This window comes from Pseudomonas sp. CFBP13509, from assembly GCF_005233485.1.
GTDB classification, from domain to species: domain Bacteria; phylum Pseudomonadota; class Gammaproteobacteria; order Pseudomonadales; family Pseudomonadaceae; genus Aquipseudomonas; species Aquipseudomonas marginalis.
The window spans coordinates 288,084-308,356 of the sequence record NZ_QGAA01000007.1; the positions used below are offsets into that span (position 1 = coordinate 288,084).

Genomic DNA, 20,273 nt, shown 5'->3' on the forward strand with positions numbered 1-20,273 from the left:
TCATCAGGTAGGCGGCCCCCGGTTGTGTCACCGGGTAGTCGAGCAAGGGATCAGGTTGAGCGGCTGGCGCGCGATCTCGGCGTCGCTGAAGTAGCAACCGGGGTCCGGGCCCCACAGGTCGCCATCGGCCCAGGCGCGGGTGCGGGTATTGCCGTTGCAGATCGCCAGCCAGCGGCACTCGGCGCAGCGTCCGCCAATGCTGCGCGGGTGTTCGCGCAGGCGTAGCAGCAACGGGTCGGGCTGCTCCAGCCAGAGTTGGCGGAAGGTGGTGTTGCGCACATTGCCCACCGATTGCTGCCACCAGTAGGTGTCCGGGTGCACCTCGCCGGTGTTGTCGATATTGGCGATGCCGCTGCCCGAGGCATTGCCGCCCCAGCCGTGCAGCAGGTGTTCAAGCTGCGGGTAGTGTTCGGGCAGGTGCTGGTGCACCCATTGCAGCAACAGCACGGCGTCGGCGTCGTTGTTGCCGCTGACGAAATCACTGTCCACGCCGTGTTGAATATCGCTCCAGGCCTGCTGGAAAATCAGCGCCATGGCCTCGCGGCTCATCTGCCGGTGCGCATCCAGTTGGCGGCTGCGTTTGCCACGCCCGCTGTAGTTGAGGTGTGACAGGTAGAACTTCTGCACGTCATAGGTGCGCATCAGCGCCAGCAACTGCGGGAGCTGCCCATGGTTGTCCTGGGTCAGGGTGGTGCGCAGGCCCACGCGAATCCCGGCTTCGCGGCACAGGCGGATGGCGTGCATGGAGCGCTGGAAACTGCCGTGCAGTTGGCGAAACGCATCGTGGGTCGCCTCCAGGCCGTCGATGCTGATGCCCACATAGTCGAAGCGCGCGTCGGCGATCTGCTGGATGTTGTGCTCATCGATCAGCGTGCCGTTGGTCGACAGCGCGACGAAAAAACCCTTGTCACGGGCATAGGCGCTCAGCTCGAAGAGGTCTTCGCGCAGCAGCGGCTCGCCCCCGGACAGGATCAACACGCGAACCCCGGCGTCGTGCAAATCGTCGATCACCCGCAATGCTGCCGGGGTGTCGAGTTCATCGCGAAACACGCTGTCGGCGCTGGTGGCGTAGCAGTGCTTGCAGGTGAGATTGCAGCGCCGCAGCAGGTTCCAGATCACCACCGGCGGCCGCTCTCTGCCAGGGGGCGAGGTGCGCGGCGGCGGGCATTGGCCGGCGAGGGTGCGCAGGTACTGACTGATTCGCAGCATGGGCTATTCCTTTGAGTGCGCCGGCGTCAGGCGCAGGCCGGTCTTTTTCAGGATGCGGCTGCTCACCAGCATCTCGTCGGCGTGGCAGGCATCCCCCAGCAGGAAACGCAGGTGCTCGCGGTAGCTGTCGATTTCTTCGCGGCTGCGGCCATGCACCATGGCGAACAGGTTGTAGGGCCAGTTCGGGCGCCGGGGGCGACGGTAGCAATGGCTGACAAACGGCTGGGCGCCGAGCAGTTCTCCCAGGCGCGGCAGGTGCACATCGGCCACGTCCCACACGGTCATGCCGTTATGCCGATAGCCCAGGCGGTAGTGGTTGGGCACGGCGGCGATACGCCGGATCGCGCCTTCGGCCTGCAGGCGCTTGAGCAGGTCGAGGGTCGATTCGACGCTGATGCCCAACTGCTCGGCGAGCCAGGCCCACGGGTCCTCCACCAGCGGCAGGCCGCTTTGGGTGAGGGCGACCAGCTGCAGGGCCAGGGTGTTGTCAGACCGGGAAATACAGACCGACATGGTAGGTGTGCTCCTTCGGCAGATTGAGCACCGCCAGCCCGGTGAGGGCCTCGATGTGCGATAGGGTGGCGGCCAACTCCTGCGCGGTGGCGCAGGCCAGCACGAACCACATGTTCCAGCGGTGTTCGCGGCGGTAGTTGTGGGCCACCTGGGGCAGGGCGTTGAGCTGCTCGGCGACCGCGTCAAAGCGCGCCTCGGGTACGGCGAGCGCCGCGAGGGTGAAAGCGCCGCCGAGACGCTCGATATCGAACATCGGGCCGAAGCGCGTGAGCACGCCGTCTTCGAGCAGGGCATACAAGCGGTCGAGCAGTTCACTCGGATGGCTGTGCAGTTCCTCTGCCACCTGTTGCCAGGTCTGGCGCACCAGCGGCAGGCCGTGTTGCAGGCGGTTGATCAATTGTCGATCCAGCTCATCCATGGGCCCATACCTGTGACGTCGGCGGCGCGAAACGCCCGCCGCATTGCTTGAAGGCGCGGGTGCTGAACAGCAGTTGGTGGGGCAGGTCGCTGAGCAGATGCTGCTCCAGCAACGCCTGGATCTGCGCCTCGACCACCGCGCGCTCGCGCCCGTGCACCATGCAGAACAGGTTGTAGCGCCACTGCGGCAGGCGTCGCGGGCGCTGGTAACACAGATTCACGCCGGGCGCGCGGCCCAGGCGCGCACCGACTTCATCGACCAGCGCATCCGGCACATCCAGCACCAGCATGGCGTTGGCCACATAGCCCAGGGCGCGGTGATTGAGCACCAGGCCGACACGACGGAACAGGCCCTGGTCGTGCCATTGCTGCATCTGTTGCAGCACCTGATCGTGGTGGGCACCAATCTGCTCGGCGAGCTCGTCGTAGGGCCGTGGCACGATGGGCAAACCGCGTTCCAGGCACTGGCGCAGATCGAGCATCTGCTCGTGGTTCAGTGGCGCGATCACGGCTGCTCTCCCAAACTACCCACCTCAAAAAAATCTCCCGTAGCAGCTGCCGCTTCGAGGGGGAAACCGAGGTCGATGCGATAGGCGGTGAGCATCGGCAGGTCCAGGGGCGTGAGGCCGGTGTCTTGCTCCAGCTCATCGAGGATCTGCTGCAGGTGCTGGCGGTGGGGCCCGGTGAGCACGAACCATAGGTTGTAATGATGCTCGCGGGCGTAGTTGTGATTGACCTCCGGGTACTGGCTGACCCGCGCGGCCACCTGTTCCAGGCGCTCGATCGGCACCGCCAGGGCGGCCAGGGTGCTGGCGCCCGCGCGGGTGTGTTCGAACACCGGGCCGATGCGCGACAAGGCGCCGGCCAGTTCCAGGCGTTGCAGGCAGGCCATCACCTCGGCCGCGCTGCAACCCAGCACCTGGGCCATTTCGCGGTAGGGCTCGGCGCACAGCGGCATGCCGTGCTGGAAGCGTTCGATCAATTGCTGGCTGAGCGAATCAAGGTCCATTTCAATACCCCATTTTTTGCGCGCGCAGGCTGAAGAAAATCCCGCTGGGACTCTGGGCCGGCAGGCTTTTCAGCAGGGTCAGGCGGTACGGGTCCCACACTTGCAGCTGTTCGCCATCGCGCACCGACAGCCACAGTTGCTCGCCACGCCCGCTGAATTCCATGTGCAGCACACCGGGGCCGGGGCGCAGGTCGGCGACCACTTGGTGGGTTTCGGTGTCGAGTACCTGCACCCGGTCGTTGTCCGGGTAGGCGAAGTTGACCCACAACTGGCGCCCGTCGGGCCGCGCAGTGACAAAGATCGGCTGCCCGGCCACCGGGATCGCCGCCGTCTGCTGCCAGGTGCGCGCGTCCATCACCAGCACCTGGTGGCGTCCCACCGCCGGCACGAACGCCTGGTCATCGGCGACGGCCCAGCCCTCCAGGTGGGGCATCTTGTACACCGGCAGCTTGGCCTGGCCCCGGCCATAGTCCTTGAGCACGCGCACCACGCCGCGCTCCGGGTGCCACAGGTCGAGCTGGGCCATGCCGTCTTCACCGAACAGCCCGGCCATGTAGTAGCGGCCGTCGGCGGTGATCAGCGCGTCATAGGGTTGCTCGCCGACGTCCTTGAAGCGGGTGATGCGCGGCGGGTTGCCGTGGCTGAAGTCGGCGCTCCAGATCTCGCCGGTGTCGAACAGGCTGAACACGAAGCGCTGCCCGGGCGCATCCACCAGGCCGACCACCCGCGAGCGTTTGCCATCGGCCAGTGCGGTCGCGGGGATGTCGGCGATGAGGGTCAGGTCTTCTGCATCGAACACCTTGACCCCGCCCGGCACGTAATTGGATACGGCGATCAAGCGCCCATCCTGGCTGATGGCGCCGCCGATGCTGTTGCCGCCCTGGACGATGCGCCGCTCGATGCGTTGGCGCAGCAGGTCGATCTTGGTCAGGCCGCCATCGCGGGCAAACACGTAGGCATAGCGCTGGTCGCGGGAAAACACCGCCGAGGCGTGGGACAGGTCGCCCAGCCCCTCGATACGGGCCAGTTCGGTCATGCCGGTGCTCTCGATAATCTGCACGCTGCCACTGGCGCGTTCGATCACCAGGCCCAGGTCGCCGCTGCCGCGCAAGGCGGGTTGGGCGCAGGCACCCAGCAACAGGCACAGGGATAACAGGGTAGGACGCATCATGGTGGGGGGCTTCCTTGCAATAGGCGGTCGACCAGCCAGGCAATATCGCCGGCACTCAGCAGCGGGCCCCAACCGGGCATGGCGCGGGCAGGGCGGCCGTAGGTCACGGTGGCGATCAGGCTGTCGCGGCTGTGGTGGGCCAGGGCTTGCGGTGTGAGGGCCGGGCCCAGGCCGCCGGTGAGGTGCAGGCCATGGCAGGCCCCGCAATCCTGGGTCAACAGGTGTTCAAGGCGGGCAGCGTCCGGGGTGGCCGCTGCCCGCACGGGAATCAGCAGGAGCAGCGCCATGGCCGTACCGATCATCGATGCTTGCATGGCGTGCTCCTTGTGCTTATTTCAAGGTCAGGACCCAATCGGCCAACACCTTGGCTTCATCATCGGTGACCTGGTTCGGCGGCATCGGCACCGGCCCCCAGTTGCCCTGGGTACCGTTCTTGATGTGGCTGGCCAGGGTGGTGGCTGCGTCTTTCACACCGGCATTCTTGGCGGCGACGTCCTTCAAGGCCGGCCCCACCAGTTTGCTGTCAATCATGTGGCAGCCCACACAGGGTTTGCTGTTGAACAACCCCGGCCCGTCTTGTGCCAACACCGGTTGCAGGCTGAGCGCAGCGGCGGATGCCAGCAGTGCGAGGAGAATATTTTTCATTCGGTGACCTCGTGTTGATGGGGCTCAATAAATGTCGTGTTGGGTGTTGTAGACGTTGAATTTTCCGGTCGGCGTGATCAGGCGCTTGTCGCGGATCACCTGCTTGAGCTTCAAGGTCTTGTCATCGATCACCACCAGCGCCGACTCTTCGGTCTGGCCGTTCCACACCGAGAACCACACCTCGTCACCGGCCTTGTTGTATTCCGGTTGCACCACCCGCAGCGCGCCTTGCTTGATGCCCGAATACTCGGCAATCGGCAGCACGGTGTAGCCCTTGTCCAGCTGGTTGATGTCGAACACCGCCACCGACTGGCTGAGCTTGGCGTCGGGGTTGAGGGTGGTGTCGACATACAGGTGATGGGAGTTGGGGTGGGTCTTGATAAACAGCGAACCGCCGCCCTGGCCCTTGAGGGATTCCACCTGCTTCCAGGCGTATTGCGGGTGCTTGACCGGGTCGGTGCCGATCACCGAAATACCGCCGTCGCCCAGGTGGCTGGTAGCCCACACCGGGCCGTATTTGGGGTGAATGAAGTTGGCGCCACGGCCAGGGTGCGGGGTCTTGCCGACCTCTACCAACGCGGTGAGCTTGCGCTCCTTGGAGTCGATCACCGCGACCTTGTTGGAGTTATTCGCGGCGGTCATGAAGTAGCGGTGGGTGCTGTCCCAGCCGCCGTCATGCAGGAACGGCGCGGCGTCGATGGTGGTGATGGTGAGGTTCTTGATGTCCTGGTAATTGACCAGCATCACCTTGCCGGTTTCCTTGATATTGACGATGAACTCCGGCCACTCGTGGGAGGCGATGATCGCCGCCACGCGGGGTTCGGGGTGGTATTCCTGCTTATCGACGGTCATGCCCCGGGTGGACACGATCTGCCTGGGCTCCAGGGTTTCGCCATCCATGATGGTGAACTGCGGCGGCCAGTAGGAGCCGGCAATCGCGTACTTGTCTTCATAGCCCTTGAACTTCGAAGTCTCCACCGAGCGCGCTTCGATACCCACCTTGATCTCGGCGACTTTGGTCGGCTCCAGGGGCCACAGGTCGATCATGTCGATCTTGGCATCGCGGCCGATCACCAGCAGGTAGCGGCCAGACGCGGAGATACGCGAGATATGCACGGCGTAACCGGTGTCGATCAGCTTGATGATCTGCTTGGTGTCACCGTCCACCAGGGCGATCTTGCCGTCGTCGCGCAGGGTGACCGAGAACAGGTTTTGCAGGTTGAGGGTGTTCAGTTGTTTTTTCGGCCGGTCTTCGGGCTTGACCAGTACTTTCCAGGTCTTGAGGGTTTCGGCCATGCCCCATTCAGGCGGGGTGGGCGCGGTGTGCTGGATGAAGGTGGCCATGCTGGTGATCTGCGCCTTGGTCAGCGCATTGGACGTGCCCCAGTTGGGCATGCCGGCCGGGGAACCGTAGGTGATCAGCGCTTCCAGATACGCCTGGCCACGGGCCTGGGTGATGTCCGGGGTCAGCGGCTTGCCGGTGGCGCCTTTGCGCAACACACCGTGGCAGCCGGCGCAGCGTTCGAAGTAAATCTGCTTGGAGGCGTCGAACTCAGCCTGGCTCATATCCGGCGCGCCGGGGCTTTTCACCATCCCGGTCGGCGCGTCGCCATGGGCGTTGATGGGCAATGCGAGGGCCAGGGCGCAGCTCAGGCTGGCAAGACTCAGGACCCAGGGTTTTCTGTTGCGAGTCAGCATTCCATATCTCCTCAGGCAAGACCTTTGCGATGCCCGGCGAAGGCGGGGTAGAGCGCAGGTTCTTAGTGCCAGGCAAGACTATGTTGCAGTGGCGCAAGGCTCGCTTGACGGCGATCAAGTTTGCCGTTGTACGTGCTTGCCAGGTTGTCGCAGGGGCCCTTAGCGTGGGGGCCGAACCCGTTGCGAGTACGCGTAATGACCGAGCCCTTCTACCAACCGCAGGACAACGAACAGCAGCTGTTCGAACACGCCTGGCGCCACCACCTGCCGGTGCTGATCAAAGGCCCCACGGGCTGTGGCAAGACGCGCTTCGTGCAGCACATGGCGCACCGCCTGAACCTGCCGCTGTACACCGTGGCCTGCCACGACGACCTCAGCGCCGCCGACCTGCTCGGCCGCCACCTGATCGGCACCGACGGCACCTGGTGGCAGGACGGCCCACTGACCCGCGCCGTGCGCGAAGGCGGGATCTGCTACCTCGACGAAGTTGTCGAAGCACGCCAGGACACCGCCGTGGTGCTGCACCCGATTGCCGATGAACGCCGTGAACTGTTCCTGGAACGCACCGGCGAAGTGCTCAAGGCGCCGTCGTCGTTCATGCTGGTGGTGTCGTACAACCCCGGCTACCAGAACCTGCTCAAGGGCATGAAACCCAGCACCCGCCAGCGCTTCGTGGCGATGCGGTTTGCCTACCCGCCGGTGGCCGACGAAGAACGCATCGTCGCCCGCGAGGCCGGTGTGGATGTGGCGCTGGCCGCCCAGGTCGTGCGCCTGGGCCAGGCGTTGCGTCGGCTTGACCAGCATGACCTGGAGGAGGTGGCCTCCACCCGGCTGCTGATCTTCACCGCCCGCCTGATCGGCGCCGGCATGAGCCCACGCGAAGCCTGCCTGGCGTGCCTGGCCGAACCGCTGAGCGACGACCCGCAGACCGTCGCCGCGCTGATGGACGTGGTGGATGTGCACTTTGCCTGAACCGCGCCGGCTGCCAGGCGACCTGGCGATGTGGTTTTTTATCCTCGCCGAGCTGTCGGTGTTCGCGATTCTGATCCTCACGTTTGCCGTGACCCAGGTGCTCAAGCCCGAGCTGTTTGCCGCCGGGCGCGCACAGCTGGATACCTCGACCGGGTTGGCGATGACCTTGAGCCTGCTGACCGCAGGCGTGTTGGCAGCGTTGGCGGTGCAGCAGGTGCGATTGCAGCGCTGGCGACGCGGCGCCGGTTTGTTCGTCGCGGCGTTGTTGGTGGCGCTGGTGTATGTGGCGATCAAACTCACCGAGTACGCCCACCTGGGCGCTGCCGGACTGGGCCTGGAGCACAGCACGTTTTTTACCTTGTACTGGATACTCACGGGGTTTCATTTCCTGCATGTGCTACTGGGGATGGTGATTCTCGGGTGGCTGGCGCTGGGCTGCTGGTGCGGCGGGCTGTCAGTCGGCGGGCTGGAGTCCGGGGTGCTGTATTGGCACATGGTGGATCTGGTGTGGGTGGTGCTGTTTCCGTTGGTCTATGTGATTCACTGAGGTGGGTATGACGGATTCCCAGACGCTGATCCTGTGTTGGCTGATGTTGGTGGTGCTGAGCGTTGGCACTGTACTGACGGGGGCGTCCGGGTTGTGGTGGGCGGTGTTGCTGCTGGCGGTGGTCAAGGGGTGGGTGATTGTGGATGGGTTTATGGCGTTGCGGCGTGGGCCAGTGTTGTGGAGATTTTTGATGCTGGGGTGGGGGGTGGTTGTGGTCGCTTTACTGAGTACATATCCGTTATTTGCGTAGCGGCTGCTTACGAGGCTCGGTATGCCCTCATTCCAGATCAAAAGCCAAGCTGTGGCGGCCTTATAGCCGACCGGTGTTGGGTCTGGTGTACTCGGTTAAAAATGTGGGAGGGGGCACCCCCGAATGCCAACCCCATCAAGGCCTCCCCCCGTAGCAGCTGCCGAGCGCAAGCGAGGCTGCGTCAGGCGCGCTGCCGATTCAAGCTCGAGTCGCGGCCGACGCAGCCTCGCCGGGGCTCGGCAGCTGCTACGGGGGTTTGCGCGGTGCTGGATAAGACGGTATCTGCGCCGATGAGGGAGTATCAGTTGATGCATCTTTGGCTGACCCACTGCATCGGGGGCAAGTCGAATCGTCGCACCGCCCCTCCCACATTTGGATCTCCATGTATCAGCTAGACCTCGGTCTGCTTTTGCTCTGGCTTTTGATCTTGATCCTAGGCGCCCCGTCAAAACGACCCGCCGTCAGGGCGGAACCCTAAGCCGCCGTTACCTAAATAACGGATATGTACCCAACCCAACCCAAAAAATACCCCACCAAAACCATCAACATTTCTTGATCGCCATCAAGCAGTTTTCACCCCCCACCTCCCTATCATCCCCTGGCCAAGCAATGAGGAAGCGACCATGTCAGAGACCTTCACCAAGGGCATGGCCAGGAATATCTACTTCGGAGGAAGCGTGTTCTTCTTCCTGATTTTCCTGGCCCTGACCTACCACACCGAACAAACCTTTCCCGCCCGCAGCAACGTCGACCAACTCAGCGAATCCGTCGTTCGCGGCAAGGGCGTCTGGGAGCGCAACAACTGCGTCGGCTGCCACACCTTGCTGGGCGAGGGCGCTTATTTCGCGCCGGAGCTGGGCAATGTGTTCAAGCGCCGGGGCGGCGAAGAAGGGTTCAAGCCGTTCCTGCAAGCCTGGATGAAAATGCAGCCCCTGGGTGTACCGGGGCGGCGGGCCATGCCGCAATTCAATCTCAGTGACCAGGAGGTGGACGATATGGCCGAGTTCCTCAAATGGAGCTCGAAGATCAATACCAATAACTGGCCACCGAACAAGGAGGGCTGAGCCATGCGCAGTGCCAATCCATACTTGAAATTCCAATCCCAGGCCGTGGCCAAACCCTACTTTGTGTTCGCCCTGATCCTGTTTCTCGGTCAGGTGCTGTTCGGTTTGATCATGGGCCTGCAATACGTCATCGGCGACTTTCTGTTCCCGTTGATCCCCTTCAACGTGGCACGGATGGTCCACACCAACCTGCTGATCGTGTGGCTGCTGTTCGGCTTTATGGGCGCGGCTTACTACCTGATACCCGAGGAGGCCGAACGCGAGCTGCACAGCCCGAAACTGGCGATCATCCTGTTCTGGGTGTTCGCCGCCGCCGGGGTGTTGACCATCCTCGGCTACCTGATGGTGCCGTATGCGGCGCTGGCCAGGCTGACCCACAACGAGCTGCTGCCGACCATGGGTCGTGAGTTCCTGGAGCAACCGACCATTACCAAAATGGGCATCGTCGTGGTGTGCCTGGGCTTTCTGTACAACATCGGCATGACCCTGCTCAAGGGCCGCAAGACCACCGTCAGCATGGTGATGATGACCGGGTTGATCGGCCTCGCGGTGTTCTTCCTGTTCTCTTTCTACAACCCCGGCAACCTGGCGCGTGACAAGTTCTACTGGTGGTGGGTGGTGCATCTGTGGGTCGAAGGCGTGTGGGAGCTGATCATGGGCTCGATGCTGGCCTTCGTGCTGATCAAGGTCACCGGCGTCGACCGCGAAGTGGTGGAGAAATGGCTGTACGTGATCATCGCCATGGCCTTGATCACCGGGATCATCGGCACCGGTCACCACTTTTTCTGGATCGGTGCGCCTGAGGTGTGGCTGTGGGTTGGTTCGATCTTCTCGGCCCTGGAGCCGCTGCCGTTCCTGGCGATGGTGATGTTCGCCTTCACCATGGTGAAGCAACGTCGGCGCCAGCACCCGAATCGCGCGGCGACGTTGTGGGCCAAGGGCACCACGGTCACGGCGTTCTTCGGCGCAGGCGTGTGGGGGTTCCTGCACACCCTGGCACCGGTCAACTTCTACACCCACGGCACCCAACTCACCGCCGCCCACGGGCACCTGGCGTTCTTCGGTGCCTACGCCATGATCGTGATGACCCTGATCAGCTACGCCATGCCCCGCCTGCGCGGTATCGGTGAAGCGCCGGACGCGCGTTCGCAGACCCTCGAAATCTGGGGCTTCTGGATGATGGTGCTGTCGATGGTGATGATCACGCTGTTCCTCACCGCCGCCGGGGCCGTGCAGGTCTGGCTGCAACGCTGGCAGGTGGACGGGGTGGCCTTGCCGTTCATGGCCACGGTGGAGCATTTGCAGGGACTGTTCTGGGCGCGGTTGGTCAGTGGGGTGGGCTTTCTGATGGGGTTGCTCTGCTACCTGCTCAGCTTCCGGCAACGTGCTCGGATGGCTGGAGCACCGGTGCCGATCGTCTACTGAAGTAACGCGGTCCAAATGTGGGAGGGGCGGTGCGACGATTCGACTTGCCCCCGATGGCGGCCTCTGGGCCGACCGCTTTTTGGGGGGTGAGTACATATCCGTTGCTGCGGTAACGGCTGCTTAGGGTTCCGCTCTTACAGCGGGTCACTTTTGGAAGAGCGCCAAAAGTAACCAAAAACGCTTCGCCCCAACACTCGGCACCTCGCCTAGGCTCGGTGTGCCCGAACGAAGGCTTTGGAGCGTGGGCCGCCGCAATGGGCCATCCATGGCCCAGTGCGGCTAACCCGGCGTCCTGCCGGGTTACCCACGCTCCAAAGCCTGCGTTCGGCCAGCGTGTTTGACGGGGCGATTTGAGATCAAGAGCCAAAGCGCGGCGGCCTTAGAGCCGACCGGAGTTGGGGCTGGTGTACTCGGTAAATGTGTGGGGCTTGCCCCCGATGAGGGAGTGTCAGTCACTTATTTTTTAACTGACCCGGCGCTATCGGGGGCAAGTCGAATTGTCGCACCGCCCCTCCCACATTTTGACTGCAGTGTGCCTGTCAAATATCAAACAGTTGGAGCCCATCCCATGGTCTTTACCCTTGAATTGGAAGAATGGATCGGCAGTGCCTGGCACCGCTTTATCACCCGCCGTGCCAGCGCCGATTTCCCGGCGGCGCGGGTCGAGCTGGTCGACCGCCAGCGCAGCCTCGCCGTATTGTTTCGCGCCTTGGGCGGTGCCAGCGGGATCGCCCTCGAAGCCGCCAGCGAACGCGACCTGCTGCTGCGCCGCAACCTGTTGATGCGCATCGCCGGCACCTGCCGGCATGCGCCGCTGGCCTCCTGCGATGGCAACCGCCTGCGCCTGCCGTCGAGTCTGGCGGTGTACCCCACCGTCGCCTTGAACCGGGAGCTGTACCGCTGGCTGGCGCTGCTGGCCGCCCATGCAGGCCCCATGGCCCATTGGGCCCGGGACAACCAGCGCTGGACCTGGCTGCTGCTGCAACGCTACCCGGCGCTGTTGCCCAGTTACCAGCGCCTGGTGGACGCGCATCTGAGGCTGCGCCCCGACCCGGCCAGCCTCAAACCCGGTGAAGCCGCCCTGGAAAAAGCCTTGCGCAAGGCCCTGCGCGAGCCCGGCAGCGTGCGCCATTTACCCCACAGCGAACGCGCCGCCTGGCCGTTGCCCTTATGGCTTTACCCGCCGTTGCACCTGGACACGCCCCAGGCCCTCGACCTTGAAGACGACGGCGACGACCTCGCCACCCCGTCCGGGGAGCAGCAGGGCGCGCCCAAACGTGCCAGCCGTGTGGATGATCACAGCCGTGATGGCGGCCTACTGGTGGTGCGCCTGGAAAACCTGTTCAGCTGGACCGAGCACGTCGACCTCGATCGCTGGGCCGACGACAGTGAGGACCCGGACGCCGCCCGCGTCGCCGAAGACCTCGACCAGTTGAGCCTGTCGCGCCAGCGCGTGCGCAAGAGTGGCGGCTTGAAGCTGCACCTCGACCTGCCTCCTGCCGAAGTGGATGACATCCCCCTCGGCGAGGGCATCAAGCTGCCCGAGTGGGATTACCGTCAACAATGCCTGCAACCCGGTTTCGTCAATCTGCAACGGATGCAGCCACGTGCCGATGCACCGCAACCGTTACCAGCCCGATTACTCGGCCCGGCCCAGCGCCTGCGCCGCCAGTTCCAGCAACTGCGCACCGACCGCCAATGGCTGCGCCAGCAACCCCAGGGCGCGGAGCTGGACCTGCAAGCCTGGGTGGATTTTTACGTGCAACGCCAACACGGCGCCTGCACCGAACGCGGCTTGTACCAGGAGCAACGTCACACCCGACGCGACCTGGCATGCCTGCTGCTGGCGGACCTGTCGATGTCCACCGACGCGCATTTGAACGACGAGCAAAAGGTCATCGACGTGATCCGCGACAGCCTGTTGCTGTTCGGCGAAAGCCTGGACGGGCTGGGGGATACGTTTGCGTTGTATGGCTTCTCGTCCCTGCGCCGCCATCAGGTGCGCCTGCACCAGCTCAAGACCTTCGAGCAAGTCTATGACGACCGCACGCGCGGCTGCATCCAGGCCCTCAAACCGGGGTACTACACGCGCATGGGCGCCGCGATTCGCCAGGCCACCCAGTTGCTGGGCGCGTGCAAACAGCGGCGCAAGTTGTTGTTGCTACTGACCGATGGCAAACCCAATGACCTGGATCTGTATGAGGGCCGCTACGGGGTCGAAGACACCCGCCAGGCAGTGGTCGAGGCGCGGCGCCAGGGCCTGATTCCGTTCTGCATCACCATCGACAGACAGGCCGGGGACTATTTGCCCTATATGTTCGGTGCCCATGGCTACACCCTGATCCGCCAGCCGGAGCAGCTGCCGCTGCGGTTGCCCCAGCTGTACCGGCAACTGACCGAGGGTCAGTAGAAGTCGCGCGGCAACCAGAAGAACATCGCGATGCAAAACAGCGTCAGGCTCAGGCAGAACCACTGGAAACGCCGCAAGCGAAGGGCCTGTATGCCGGCGTCCGAGGCGGGCAGGGCCATACCGCAATCCGTGCACTGCTGATGCTTGTCGGCATTGCGCTGCTGGCAGTACAGACAGGTTTTCACTCGAATTGCTCCAGGCGCAGCCGGTCCAGAATGGCGATCTGACGTCCGTCCTGGGTGATGATCTTTTCATCGATCAGGCGCCGGATAATCCGCGAAAAGGTTTCCGGCTGGATCGACAGATGCCCGGCAATCAACTGCTTGGCCATGGGCAGTTCGAAGGTGGCCTCGGTGCTGTGCAGGCGCATCAGTTGGGTCAGCAGGTAGCGCACCACGCGGTGGGTGGCGTTTTTCAGCGACAGGGTCTCGATCTCGTTGACCCGCTGGTGCAGGCGCACGCACAACGTGCCGAGCAGGGCGAAGGTCAGGCGGCTGTTGCTGTGCAGCAGGCGCATGTAGGTGGCGTTGGACAAACGGTACAACTGGGTGGGGCACACCGCTTCGGCGCAGGCCACGTAGTTGGGGGTGTCCATCAGCATCATGGCCTCGGCGAAGGTCTGGCGCTCGCCGATCACTTCGAAGACCTTCTCCTGGCCGTCGGGGGTCAAACGGTAGATCTTCACCGCACCGGCAATCACGAAGTAAAACGCATCGGCCGGTTCGCCCTGGCGGAACAGCGGCTCGCCTTTGTCGATACTCAGCAACTGGCTGTTGCCCATCAGCTCGTTGAGTTCTTCGTCGTTCAGCGGTTCGAACAGGTGATGGCTGCGCAGGATCTGGTGGTGCACGCGATGCAGCACCATGCCCGGTTCCTTGAACAGCAGCGGCGCGTTCACACCAGCACCAGCGAAAGCCCGCTGGCGGCGGCCAGCATGGAGCCGAGGATCACAAACCAGGCGAGGGGGACATAGGCGTTTTTCATCATGGCTCCAAAGCATGCTAAAGGTGTTGTAGGAGCGAGCTTGCTCGCGAAAAACCCACAGACACCGCGTTTAATCAGGATGCCCGCGTCATCGTTAACGTTCTTCGCGAGCAAGCTCGCTCCTACAGTGAGCGCAAGCGTAAGCGTTGAAGTGGGTTTGCGACTTGATCTACGACAAGGGCAACGCGCAGGTATCGGCGCAAGATTGCCGCAGTCCTGAAGGGAGACCGTGTCATGCAAGTGCTCGATCGGCGCAAGGCCATGTCGATTACCCCGTTGTTTCGCCTGGCCTTCCGGCCATTCTTCCTCGGCGCCTGTGTATTGGCGACGCTGGCAATCCCCCTGTGGCTGCTGGCCCTGGGCGGTCACCTCGGCAGCTGGCAGCCGGCGGGCGGCTGGCTGGCCTGGCATCGCCATGAGCTGCTGTTCGGCTTTGGCCTGGCGATTATCGCCGGCTTCCTGCTCACGGCAGTGCAGACCTGGACCGGCCGCCCGGGCATCAGCGGCAACGCCCTGGCGCTGCTTGCCGGCGTGTGGCTGGCGGCGCGCCTGGGGTGGTTGTTCAACCTGCACTGGCCGCTGTTGGCGGTGCTGGAGCTGACCTTTCCCCTGGCTGTCGCCGCAGTGATGGGCTGGACCCTCTGGCAGGTAAGACAGAAGCGTAATTACCCGATTGTGCTGGTGCTGGCGCTGTTGACCGTGGCCGATGCGCTGTCGCTGTATGGCTTGCTGCGCAATGACCCCGGCCTGCAACGCCAGGCGGTGCTCACAGGCCTGTGGCTGGTGGCGGCGATGATGGGCCTGATCGGCGGACGGGTGATTCCGTTTTTCACCCAGCGCGGTTTGGGCCGGGTCGAAGCGGTCAAACCCTGGGTGTGGCTGGACCTTATATTGCTTGGCGGCTCGCTGCTGATCGCCGTGCTGTATGCCGCAGGGCCTGCATTGGGCGCCAACCTGTGGATCGGCCTGCTGTTCGCCGCCCTCGGGTTGGGGCACCTGGTCCGCCTGGTCCGCTGGCATGATCGCGGCCTGTGGCGCGTGCCGTTGCTGTGGTCATTGCACCTGGCGTATGCCTGGCTGGCCGTGGCCTGCCTGGGCATGGCGCTGTGGCACTGCGGTGCGCCGCTCAATCCCAGCCTGGCCGTGCATGCATTGACCATCGGCGCCATGGCCGGGCTGATCCTGGCCATGATCGCCCGCGTCAGCCTGGGCCACACCGGCCGCCCGTTGCAGCCGCCGGTCGGGATGACCCTGGCCTTTGGGCTGCTGAACCTGGCGTGTGTGTGCCGGGTGGTGCTGGTCCTGCTGTTGCCGATGGCCGCGTTGTGGCTGGCGGGTGTGTGCTGGACCCTCGGGCTCGGCCTGTACCTGTGGCGGTATGGCCCGATGCTGTGGCAGGCGCGGGTCGATGGGCATCCAGGCTAGGGGGACGTCATGCTCTATTCCACCTTGTTGATCGTGCATCTGCTGGCGGCGATTGCGTTTATCGGCACGCTGTTTTTCGAAGTAGTGATCTGGCACAGCGCCCGTGAGGAATTGGCCTGGTCGGCGCAGTTCACCTCCGACCACGCCATTGCACGGCGTTCGCGCCAGGTACTGCACGGCGTGGTGGTGTTGCTGTACGGCGCTGGCATCGGCCTGGCCTGGCACTATCGCGGGCTGTTGGCGGTGCCCTGGGCCAGCCATTTCGGGGCGCTGCTGAGCCTGAAAATTTTGCTGGCCCTGAGCATCATCGGCCATTACCTGTGGCTGGCGTACCTGCTGGGCCATCAGCGCTTGAGCCCGAGGCGTGCGACGTGGATTCGTCGCAGCATCCTGGGGCATATGGTCGTGATCGTGATTCTGGCCAAGTTGATGTTGCGCTGATCTGGCAGGCTGATAGGGACCTGATGTATAGAGATCAAATGTGGGAGGGGCGGTGCGACGATTCGACTTGCTCCCGATGGGTCCTCTGGACCGACCATTTGCTGGGGTTGGAATGAGTACATATCCGTTGCTGCGGTAACGGCCACTTAGGGTTCCGCTCTTACAGCGGGTCACTTTTGGAAAAGAGCCCCAAAAGTAACCAAAAGGGCTCTTGCCCCAACACTCGGTACCTCGCCTAGGCTCGGTATGCCCGAACGCAGGCTTGAATCCGTGGGCCGCCGTCATGGGCCATCCCTGGCCCAGGACGGCTAACCCGGCGTCCTGCCGGGTTACCCACGGATTCAAGCCTGCGTTCGGCCAGCGTGTTTGACGGGGCGCCTAGGATCAAGATCAAAAGCCAGAGCCAGAGCCAGAGCAACAGCAACAGCAACGCGATCCGTTGTGTAGAACCCCACACCTCAAGCGATCACATGCGGCGTCATGCCACGGGTGAATGTTGATCGTGGTCAAGGGATAACGGCGCGGTAGTTCCCACACTGTGGCGAACTTTCTGGAGGACCGTGTCATGCCCTTGTCTCTTGCGCAATTGCGCCGTAACTACACCCTTTATGGTTTGCGTGATGACTTGGCGCAGGACGATCCCCTGGTGCTGTTCGGTCAGTGGCTGGATCAGGCGCGCAAAACCGAGGTGCCTCCGGCGGAGGCCAATAGCATGGCGCTGGCCACCGTGGACAGCCAGGGCCATGCGCATTGCCGCATCTTGCTGCTCAAGGGTTTCAGCGCCGAGGGTTTTTTCTTTTTCGGCCATTACCAGAGTGCCAAGGGCCAGGAGTTGGCGAGCAATCCCCATGCGGCCATGACGTTTTTCTGGCCGGGGCTGGAGCGTCAGGTGCGTATCGAAGGCCCGGTGGTGCGGGCGGATGCGCAGCTGTCGGACGATTATTTCGATGCGCGCCCGGCCGCCAGCCAGTTGGGCGCCTGGGCGTCGCCGCAAAGCCAGCCCCTTGGCCATCGCAGCGAGCTGGAAAGCCGCTTGCGAGAGGTCACCGAGCGTTTCGCCGGGCAGCAACCGCCACGCCCCGAGCATTGGGGCGGCTACCGCCTGCAGCCGCAGCGCATCGAGTTCTGGCAGGGCCGGCCCGACCGTCTGCATGACCGTCTTGACTACCGCCTGCACGCGGGCATTTGGCAGCGCACGCGCCTGGCCCCCTGAACGAGATACCTCCTTGGAGGAATAGGCCCTGCGCCCGTTGCGGCGCAGGCTGACGGCAACTTTCTTGACGCCTGGAGCCTTGATCATGGCCCATTTGAAACAACGCAATTTCGTGCCCCTGAACATCGCCGTGCTGACCATCAGTGACACCCGTACCCTCGACACCGACACCTCCGGCCAGACCCTGGTGGACCGCCTCGAAAGTGCCGGGCATGTGCTCATCGACCGTGGCCTGGTGATCGACGATATCTACCAGATTCGTGCGCAAGTCTCCCTGTGGATCGCGGATCCCGAGGTGCAAGTGGTGCTGATGACCGGCGGTACCGGTTTCACCGCCCGCGACAACACGCCCCAGGCGGTGTTGCCGTTGCTGGACAAACATGTCGAAGGCTTCGGTGAGCTGTTCCGCCAGGTGTCCCTGGCCGAAATCGGCACTTCCACCGTGCAGTCCCGCGCGTTGGCCGGCATCAGCAACGGCGTGCTGGTGTGCTGCATGCCGGGCTCGCCGGGGGCGTGTCGCACCGGCTGGGACCAGATCCTGGCGGGGCAGTTGGACAGCCGCACCGGCCCGTGCAACTTCGTGCCGCACCTCAAGCCCCAGCCTGAGCAAACCCTGCAAGCCTGCGAGTCGCGTTCATGAGTGTCTCGGTGTGTGACAGCGGCCACCTGATGCCGGTGGACGAGGCCATCGCCACGCTGCTGGCCCAGGCGCCGCCGCCGCCGAGCACCCAGGTGATTGGCCTGGAGCAGGCGCTGGGGCGGGTGGTCGCTGAAGAGCTGTTCTCGCCCCTGGATTTGCCCGGTTTCGACAACAGCGCCATGGACGGCTACGCCCTGCGCGCCGAGGACGTGCCGGCCGAAGGCGGCTACCTGATGCTCGCCGGGCGCATTGCGGCGGGGCAGCACAGCAAGGTGAGCGTGCAGGCCGGGCAGGCCGTGCGCATCTTTACCGGTGCGCCGCTACCGCCTGGCGCTGACACGGTGGTGGCCCAGGAGCGTTGCCGCCTGTACGGCCAGCGCATCTGGTGCCCGCCGGTACGTCTCGGCGAGCATGTGCGCAAGCAGGGTGAAGAGTTGCAGCGCGGGCAGACCCTGATCGCCGTCGGCAAACGCCTGCGCGCCCAGGACATCGGCTTGTTGGCTTCGGCAGGCATCCCTCGGTTGAAAGTCTATCGCCCGTTGCGGGTGTGCCTGCTCAGCAGCGGCAACGAGTTGCGTGATCCGGGCGAGGCGCTGGTGCCGGGACAGATCTACAACAGCAACCGCTATGCCCTGGCCGCGTTGTTGCGTGGCTGGGGCGTGGACGTGCACGACTACGGGGTGATGGCCGATGAGTTGGCCGCCAGCCGTGATGCCCTGGCCCTGGCCTCGTCCGAATGCGACCTGTTGCTGACCTCGGCGGGTGTGTCGGTGGGGGAGGAGGACCATCTCAAGCAGGCCATCGAAGCGCTCGGTCGCGTGGACTTCTGGCGCCTGGCGATCCAGCCCGGCAAACCCCTGGCATTTGGCGAAGTGGCGGGCAAGCCGTGGCTGGGCCTGCCCGGTAACCCGTCGGCGGCGCTGATCACCGCGCTGGTGGTGGTGCGCCCGTTCCTGCTGCGCGCCCAAGGGGTGGAGCGGGTGTTGCCGGTGCCGATCCAGGTGCCGGCCGCGTTCGAATGGCTCACGCCCAACAAGCGCCGCCAGTACCTGCGTGCACGCCTGAGCCCTGGCGAGGACGGGCAATTGCGCGCCGTGCTGCACCCCCAGCAAAGCTCGGCGATGCTCACCGCCGCCTGTTGGGCCGATGGCCTGGTGATCGTCGAGCGTGAGCATCAGGTGCTCAAGGATGAATCGGTGCCGTTTGTGTCTTTCGCTGAATTTCTCTGAGGAGCCCCCATGCAACTGGTCTGCCCGGCAGGCAACCTGCCTGCGCTTAAAGCCGCTGTGCGTCAAGGCGCCGATGCGGTGTATGTCGGTTTTCGCGATGACACCAATGCCCGGCACTTTGCCGGGTTGAACATGGACGACAAACAGTTCGACGGTGCCGTCGCCTTTATTCGCCAGCACCAGCGCAAGCTGTACGTGGCGGTCAACACCTACCCGCAACCGAAGATCTGGGCGCGCTGGCAACGCGCCGTCGACCGCGCGGCGGACCACGGCGTGGACGCCCTGATCGCCGCGGACCCCGGCGTGCTCGACTACGCCAGCCGCCAGCATCCGCACATGGCCTTGCACCTGTCGGTACAGGGCTCGGCCACCCACGCGGCGGCGCTGAAGTTCTATGCCGAACGCTATGGCATTCGCCGCGCGGTATTGCCCCGTGTGCTGTCCCTGGCCCAGGTCAAGCAGGTGGCTGCGAGCAGCCCGGTGCCCATCGAAGTGTTCGGGTTTGGCAGCCTGTGCATCATGGCCGAGGGGCGTTGCCACCTGTCTTCCTATATCACCGGCGAGTCGCCGAACCTGTGCGGCGTGTGCTCGCCGGCCAAGGCGGTGCGCTGGAGCGAAGATGCCGAGGGCTTGAGTGCGCGCCTGAGCGAAGTACTGATCGACCGCTATACCGCCGACGAACCCGCCGGTTACCCGACCCTGTGCAAGGGCCGCTTCCTGGTCGGCGGCAAACGCTTCCATGCCCTCGAAGAACCCACCAGCCTCGACACCCTCGACCTGCTGCCGGAGCTCAGCGCCATCGGCGTCGAAGCGGTCAAGATCGAAGGCCGCCAACGCAGCCCGGCGTATGTGGAACAAGTCACCCGGGTCTGGCGCGCCGCGCTCGACGCCCACCGCAGCGCACCGGCCAGCTTTGTGGTCAAGGACCAATGGCGCCAGGTGCTGGCCGGGTTATCCGAAGGCAGCCAGACCACACTCGGCGCCTACCATCGTGCATGGCAGTGAGGAGAC

The 20,273-nt window shown here is 64.2% G+C and carries 24 protein-coding genes; 12 read left to right on the top strand and 12 right to left on the bottom strand.

What is annotated here, in order from left to right; genetic code table 11:
• Nucleotides 1-27 precede the first annotated feature (27 nt).
• From nirJ to nirS, 9 genes are read right to left on the bottom strand one after another with little or no spacing between them, the layout of a single operon-like run.
• Nucleotides 28-1,209 carry a heme d1 biosynthesis radical SAM protein NirJ gene (gene nirJ / locus PspCFBP13509_RS14485; protein ID WP_065924627.1) on the bottom strand — a complete coding sequence of 394 codons (1,182 nt, stop codon included), beginning with the start codon at nt 1,207-1,209 and terminating at the stop codon, nt 28-30.
• A gap of 3 nt (nt 1,210-1,212) precedes the next feature.
• Complete coding sequence (gene ahbB / locus PspCFBP13509_RS14490; protein WP_065948125.1) at nt 1,213-1,722, bottom strand: siroheme decarboxylase subunit beta; 510 nt, start codon at nt 1,720-1,722, stop codon at nt 1,213-1,215.
• Nucleotides 1,697-2,140, bottom strand: coding sequence for an Lrp/AsnC family transcriptional regulator (locus tag PspCFBP13509_RS14495; protein ID WP_065924629.1), 444 nt, complete (start codon nt 2,138-2,140; stop codon nt 1,697-1,699). Before PspCFBP13509_RS14495 ends, ahbB (PspCFBP13509_RS14490) begins: the two co-directional genes overlap by 26 nt.
• The gene (gene ahbB / locus PspCFBP13509_RS14500; RefSeq protein WP_065924630.1) at nt 2,133-2,648 is read right to left on the bottom strand and encodes a siroheme decarboxylase subunit beta; all 516 of its coding nucleotides are present in this window, start codon (nt 2,646-2,648) and stop codon (nt 2,133-2,135) included. Before ahbB (PspCFBP13509_RS14500) ends, PspCFBP13509_RS14495 begins: the two co-directional genes overlap by 8 nt.
• A complete protein-coding gene (locus tag PspCFBP13509_RS14505) occupies nt 2,645-3,148 on the bottom strand; it encodes an Lrp/AsnC family transcriptional regulator (protein WP_137212222.1) in 504 nt (167 codons plus the stop codon). Before PspCFBP13509_RS14505 ends, ahbB (PspCFBP13509_RS14500) begins: the two co-directional genes overlap by 4 nt.
• Nucleotide 3,149: 1 nt before the next feature.
• The gene (locus tag PspCFBP13509_RS14510) at nt 3,150-4,319 is read right to left on the bottom strand and encodes a cytochrome D1 domain-containing protein (RefSeq protein ID WP_137212223.1); all 1,170 of its coding nucleotides are present in this window, start codon (nt 4,317-4,319) and stop codon (nt 3,150-3,152) included.
• A complete protein-coding gene (locus PspCFBP13509_RS14515) occupies nt 4,316-4,633 on the bottom strand; it encodes a c-type cytochrome (protein WP_178084547.1) in 318 nt (105 codons plus the stop codon). The genes PspCFBP13509_RS14510 and PspCFBP13509_RS14515 overlap by 4 nt, the downstream gene beginning before the upstream one ends.
• A 16-nt stretch (nt 4,634-4,649) precedes the next feature.
• Complete coding sequence (locus PspCFBP13509_RS14520; RefSeq protein ID WP_065948127.1) at nt 4,650-4,964, bottom strand: c-type cytochrome; 315 nt, start codon at nt 4,962-4,964, stop codon at nt 4,650-4,652.
• A gap of 24 nt (nt 4,965-4,988) precedes the next feature.
• Nucleotides 4,989-6,662, bottom strand: coding sequence for a nitrite reductase (nirS, locus tag PspCFBP13509_RS14525; protein ID WP_065924633.1), 1,674 nt, complete (start codon nt 6,660-6,662; stop codon nt 4,989-4,991).
• 195 nt (nt 6,663-6,857) lie between these two features.
• Between nirS and PspCFBP13509_RS14530 the strand changes: the two genes are divergently transcribed.
• The 6 genes from PspCFBP13509_RS14530 (at nt 6,858) to PspCFBP13509_RS14560 (ending at nt 13,330) form a co-directional block, all read left to right on the top strand.
• Nucleotides 6,858-7,634: a CbbQ/NirQ/NorQ/GpvN family protein gene (locus PspCFBP13509_RS14530; RefSeq protein WP_065948128.1), complete on the top strand. Its 777-nt coding sequence runs from the start codon at nt 6,858-6,860 to the stop codon at nt 7,632-7,634.
• A complete protein-coding gene (locus tag PspCFBP13509_RS14535; RefSeq protein ID WP_137212224.1) occupies nt 7,618-8,181 on the top strand; it encodes a cytochrome c oxidase subunit 3 in 564 nt (187 codons plus the stop codon). The genes PspCFBP13509_RS14530 and PspCFBP13509_RS14535 overlap by 17 nt, the downstream gene beginning before the upstream one ends.
• Nucleotides 8,182-8,188: 7 nt before the next feature.
• A complete protein-coding gene (locus PspCFBP13509_RS14540; RefSeq protein WP_137212225.1) occupies nt 8,189-8,431 on the top strand; it encodes a cytochrome C oxidase subunit IV family protein in 243 nt (80 codons plus the stop codon).
• 623 nt (nt 8,432-9,054) lie between these two features.
• The gene (locus tag PspCFBP13509_RS14545) at nt 9,055-9,495 is read left to right on the top strand and encodes a c-type cytochrome (protein WP_065924637.1); all 441 of its coding nucleotides are present in this window, start codon (nt 9,055-9,057) and stop codon (nt 9,493-9,495) included.
• Between the two features lie 3 nt (nt 9,496-9,498).
• Nucleotides 9,499-10,920: a cbb3-type cytochrome c oxidase subunit I gene (locus PspCFBP13509_RS14550; protein WP_137212226.1), complete on the top strand. Its 1,422-nt coding sequence runs from the start codon at nt 9,499-9,501 to the stop codon at nt 10,918-10,920.
• 568 nt (nt 10,921-11,488) lie between these two features.
• Nucleotides 11,489-13,330, top strand: coding sequence for a nitric oxide reductase activation protein NorD (locus PspCFBP13509_RS14560; protein ID WP_137212228.1), 1,842 nt, complete (start codon nt 11,489-11,491; stop codon nt 13,328-13,330).
• Here PspCFBP13509_RS14560 and PspCFBP13509_RS14565 read toward each other — a convergent pair.
• From PspCFBP13509_RS14565 to PspCFBP13509_RS31430, 3 genes are read right to left on the bottom strand one after another with little or no spacing between them, the layout of a single operon-like run.
• Nucleotides 13,324-13,515 (bottom strand): protein DnrP, encoded by a 192-nt coding sequence (locus PspCFBP13509_RS14565; protein WP_065924640.1) that lies wholly within the window; start codon nt 13,513-13,515, stop codon nt 13,324-13,326. The two genes, PspCFBP13509_RS14560 and PspCFBP13509_RS14565, sit on opposite strands and share 7 nt — an antisense overlap.
• A complete protein-coding gene (locus PspCFBP13509_RS14570; protein ID WP_065948311.1) occupies nt 13,512-14,195 on the bottom strand; it encodes a Crp/Fnr family transcriptional regulator in 684 nt (227 codons plus the stop codon). Before PspCFBP13509_RS14570 ends, PspCFBP13509_RS14565 begins: the two co-directional genes overlap by 4 nt.
• A gap of 29 nt (nt 14,196-14,224) precedes the next feature.
• Nucleotides 14,225-14,428 (bottom strand): hypothetical protein, encoded by a 204-nt coding sequence (locus PspCFBP13509_RS31430; RefSeq protein ID WP_137212229.1) that lies wholly within the window; start codon nt 14,426-14,428, stop codon nt 14,225-14,227.
• Nucleotides 14,429-14,548: 120 nt separating this feature from the next.
• Between PspCFBP13509_RS31430 and PspCFBP13509_RS14580 the strand changes: the two genes are divergently transcribed.
• The 6 genes from PspCFBP13509_RS14580 (at nt 14,549) to ubiU (ending at nt 20,267) form a co-directional block, all read left to right on the top strand.
• On the top strand, nt 14,549-15,739 hold the full coding sequence (locus PspCFBP13509_RS14580) for an NnrS family protein (protein WP_074847064.1): 1,191 nt from the start codon (nt 14,549-14,551) through the stop codon (nt 15,737-15,739).
• Between the two features lie 9 nt (nt 15,740-15,748).
• Nucleotides 15,749-16,180 (top strand): hypothetical protein, encoded by a 432-nt coding sequence (locus tag PspCFBP13509_RS14585; protein WP_074847063.1) that lies wholly within the window; start codon nt 15,749-15,751, stop codon nt 16,178-16,180.
• Between the two features lie 565 nt (nt 16,181-16,745).
• Nucleotides 16,746-17,393 carry a pyridoxamine 5'-phosphate oxidase gene (gene pdxH, locus PspCFBP13509_RS14595; RefSeq protein WP_074847062.1) on the top strand — a complete coding sequence of 216 codons (648 nt, stop codon included), beginning with the start codon at nt 16,746-16,748 and terminating at the stop codon, nt 17,391-17,393.
• 85 nt (nt 17,394-17,478) lie between these two features.
• Entirely contained in the window at nt 17,479-18,033 is a 555-nt protein-coding gene (moaB, locus tag PspCFBP13509_RS14600; protein ID WP_065924644.1) for a molybdenum cofactor biosynthesis protein B, read from the top strand.
• Nucleotides 18,030-19,262: a molybdopterin molybdotransferase MoeA gene (locus PspCFBP13509_RS14605; RefSeq protein ID WP_137212230.1), complete on the top strand. Its 1,233-nt coding sequence runs from the start codon at nt 18,030-18,032 to the stop codon at nt 19,260-19,262. The genes moaB and PspCFBP13509_RS14605 overlap by 4 nt, the downstream gene beginning before the upstream one ends.
• Before the next feature lie 9 nt (nt 19,263-19,271).
• Nucleotides 19,272-20,267 (top strand): ubiquinone anaerobic biosynthesis protein UbiU, encoded by a 996-nt coding sequence (ubiU, locus tag PspCFBP13509_RS14610; RefSeq protein WP_065948136.1) that lies wholly within the window; start codon nt 19,272-19,274, stop codon nt 20,265-20,267.
• Nucleotides 20,268-20,273 lie beyond the last annotated feature (6 nt).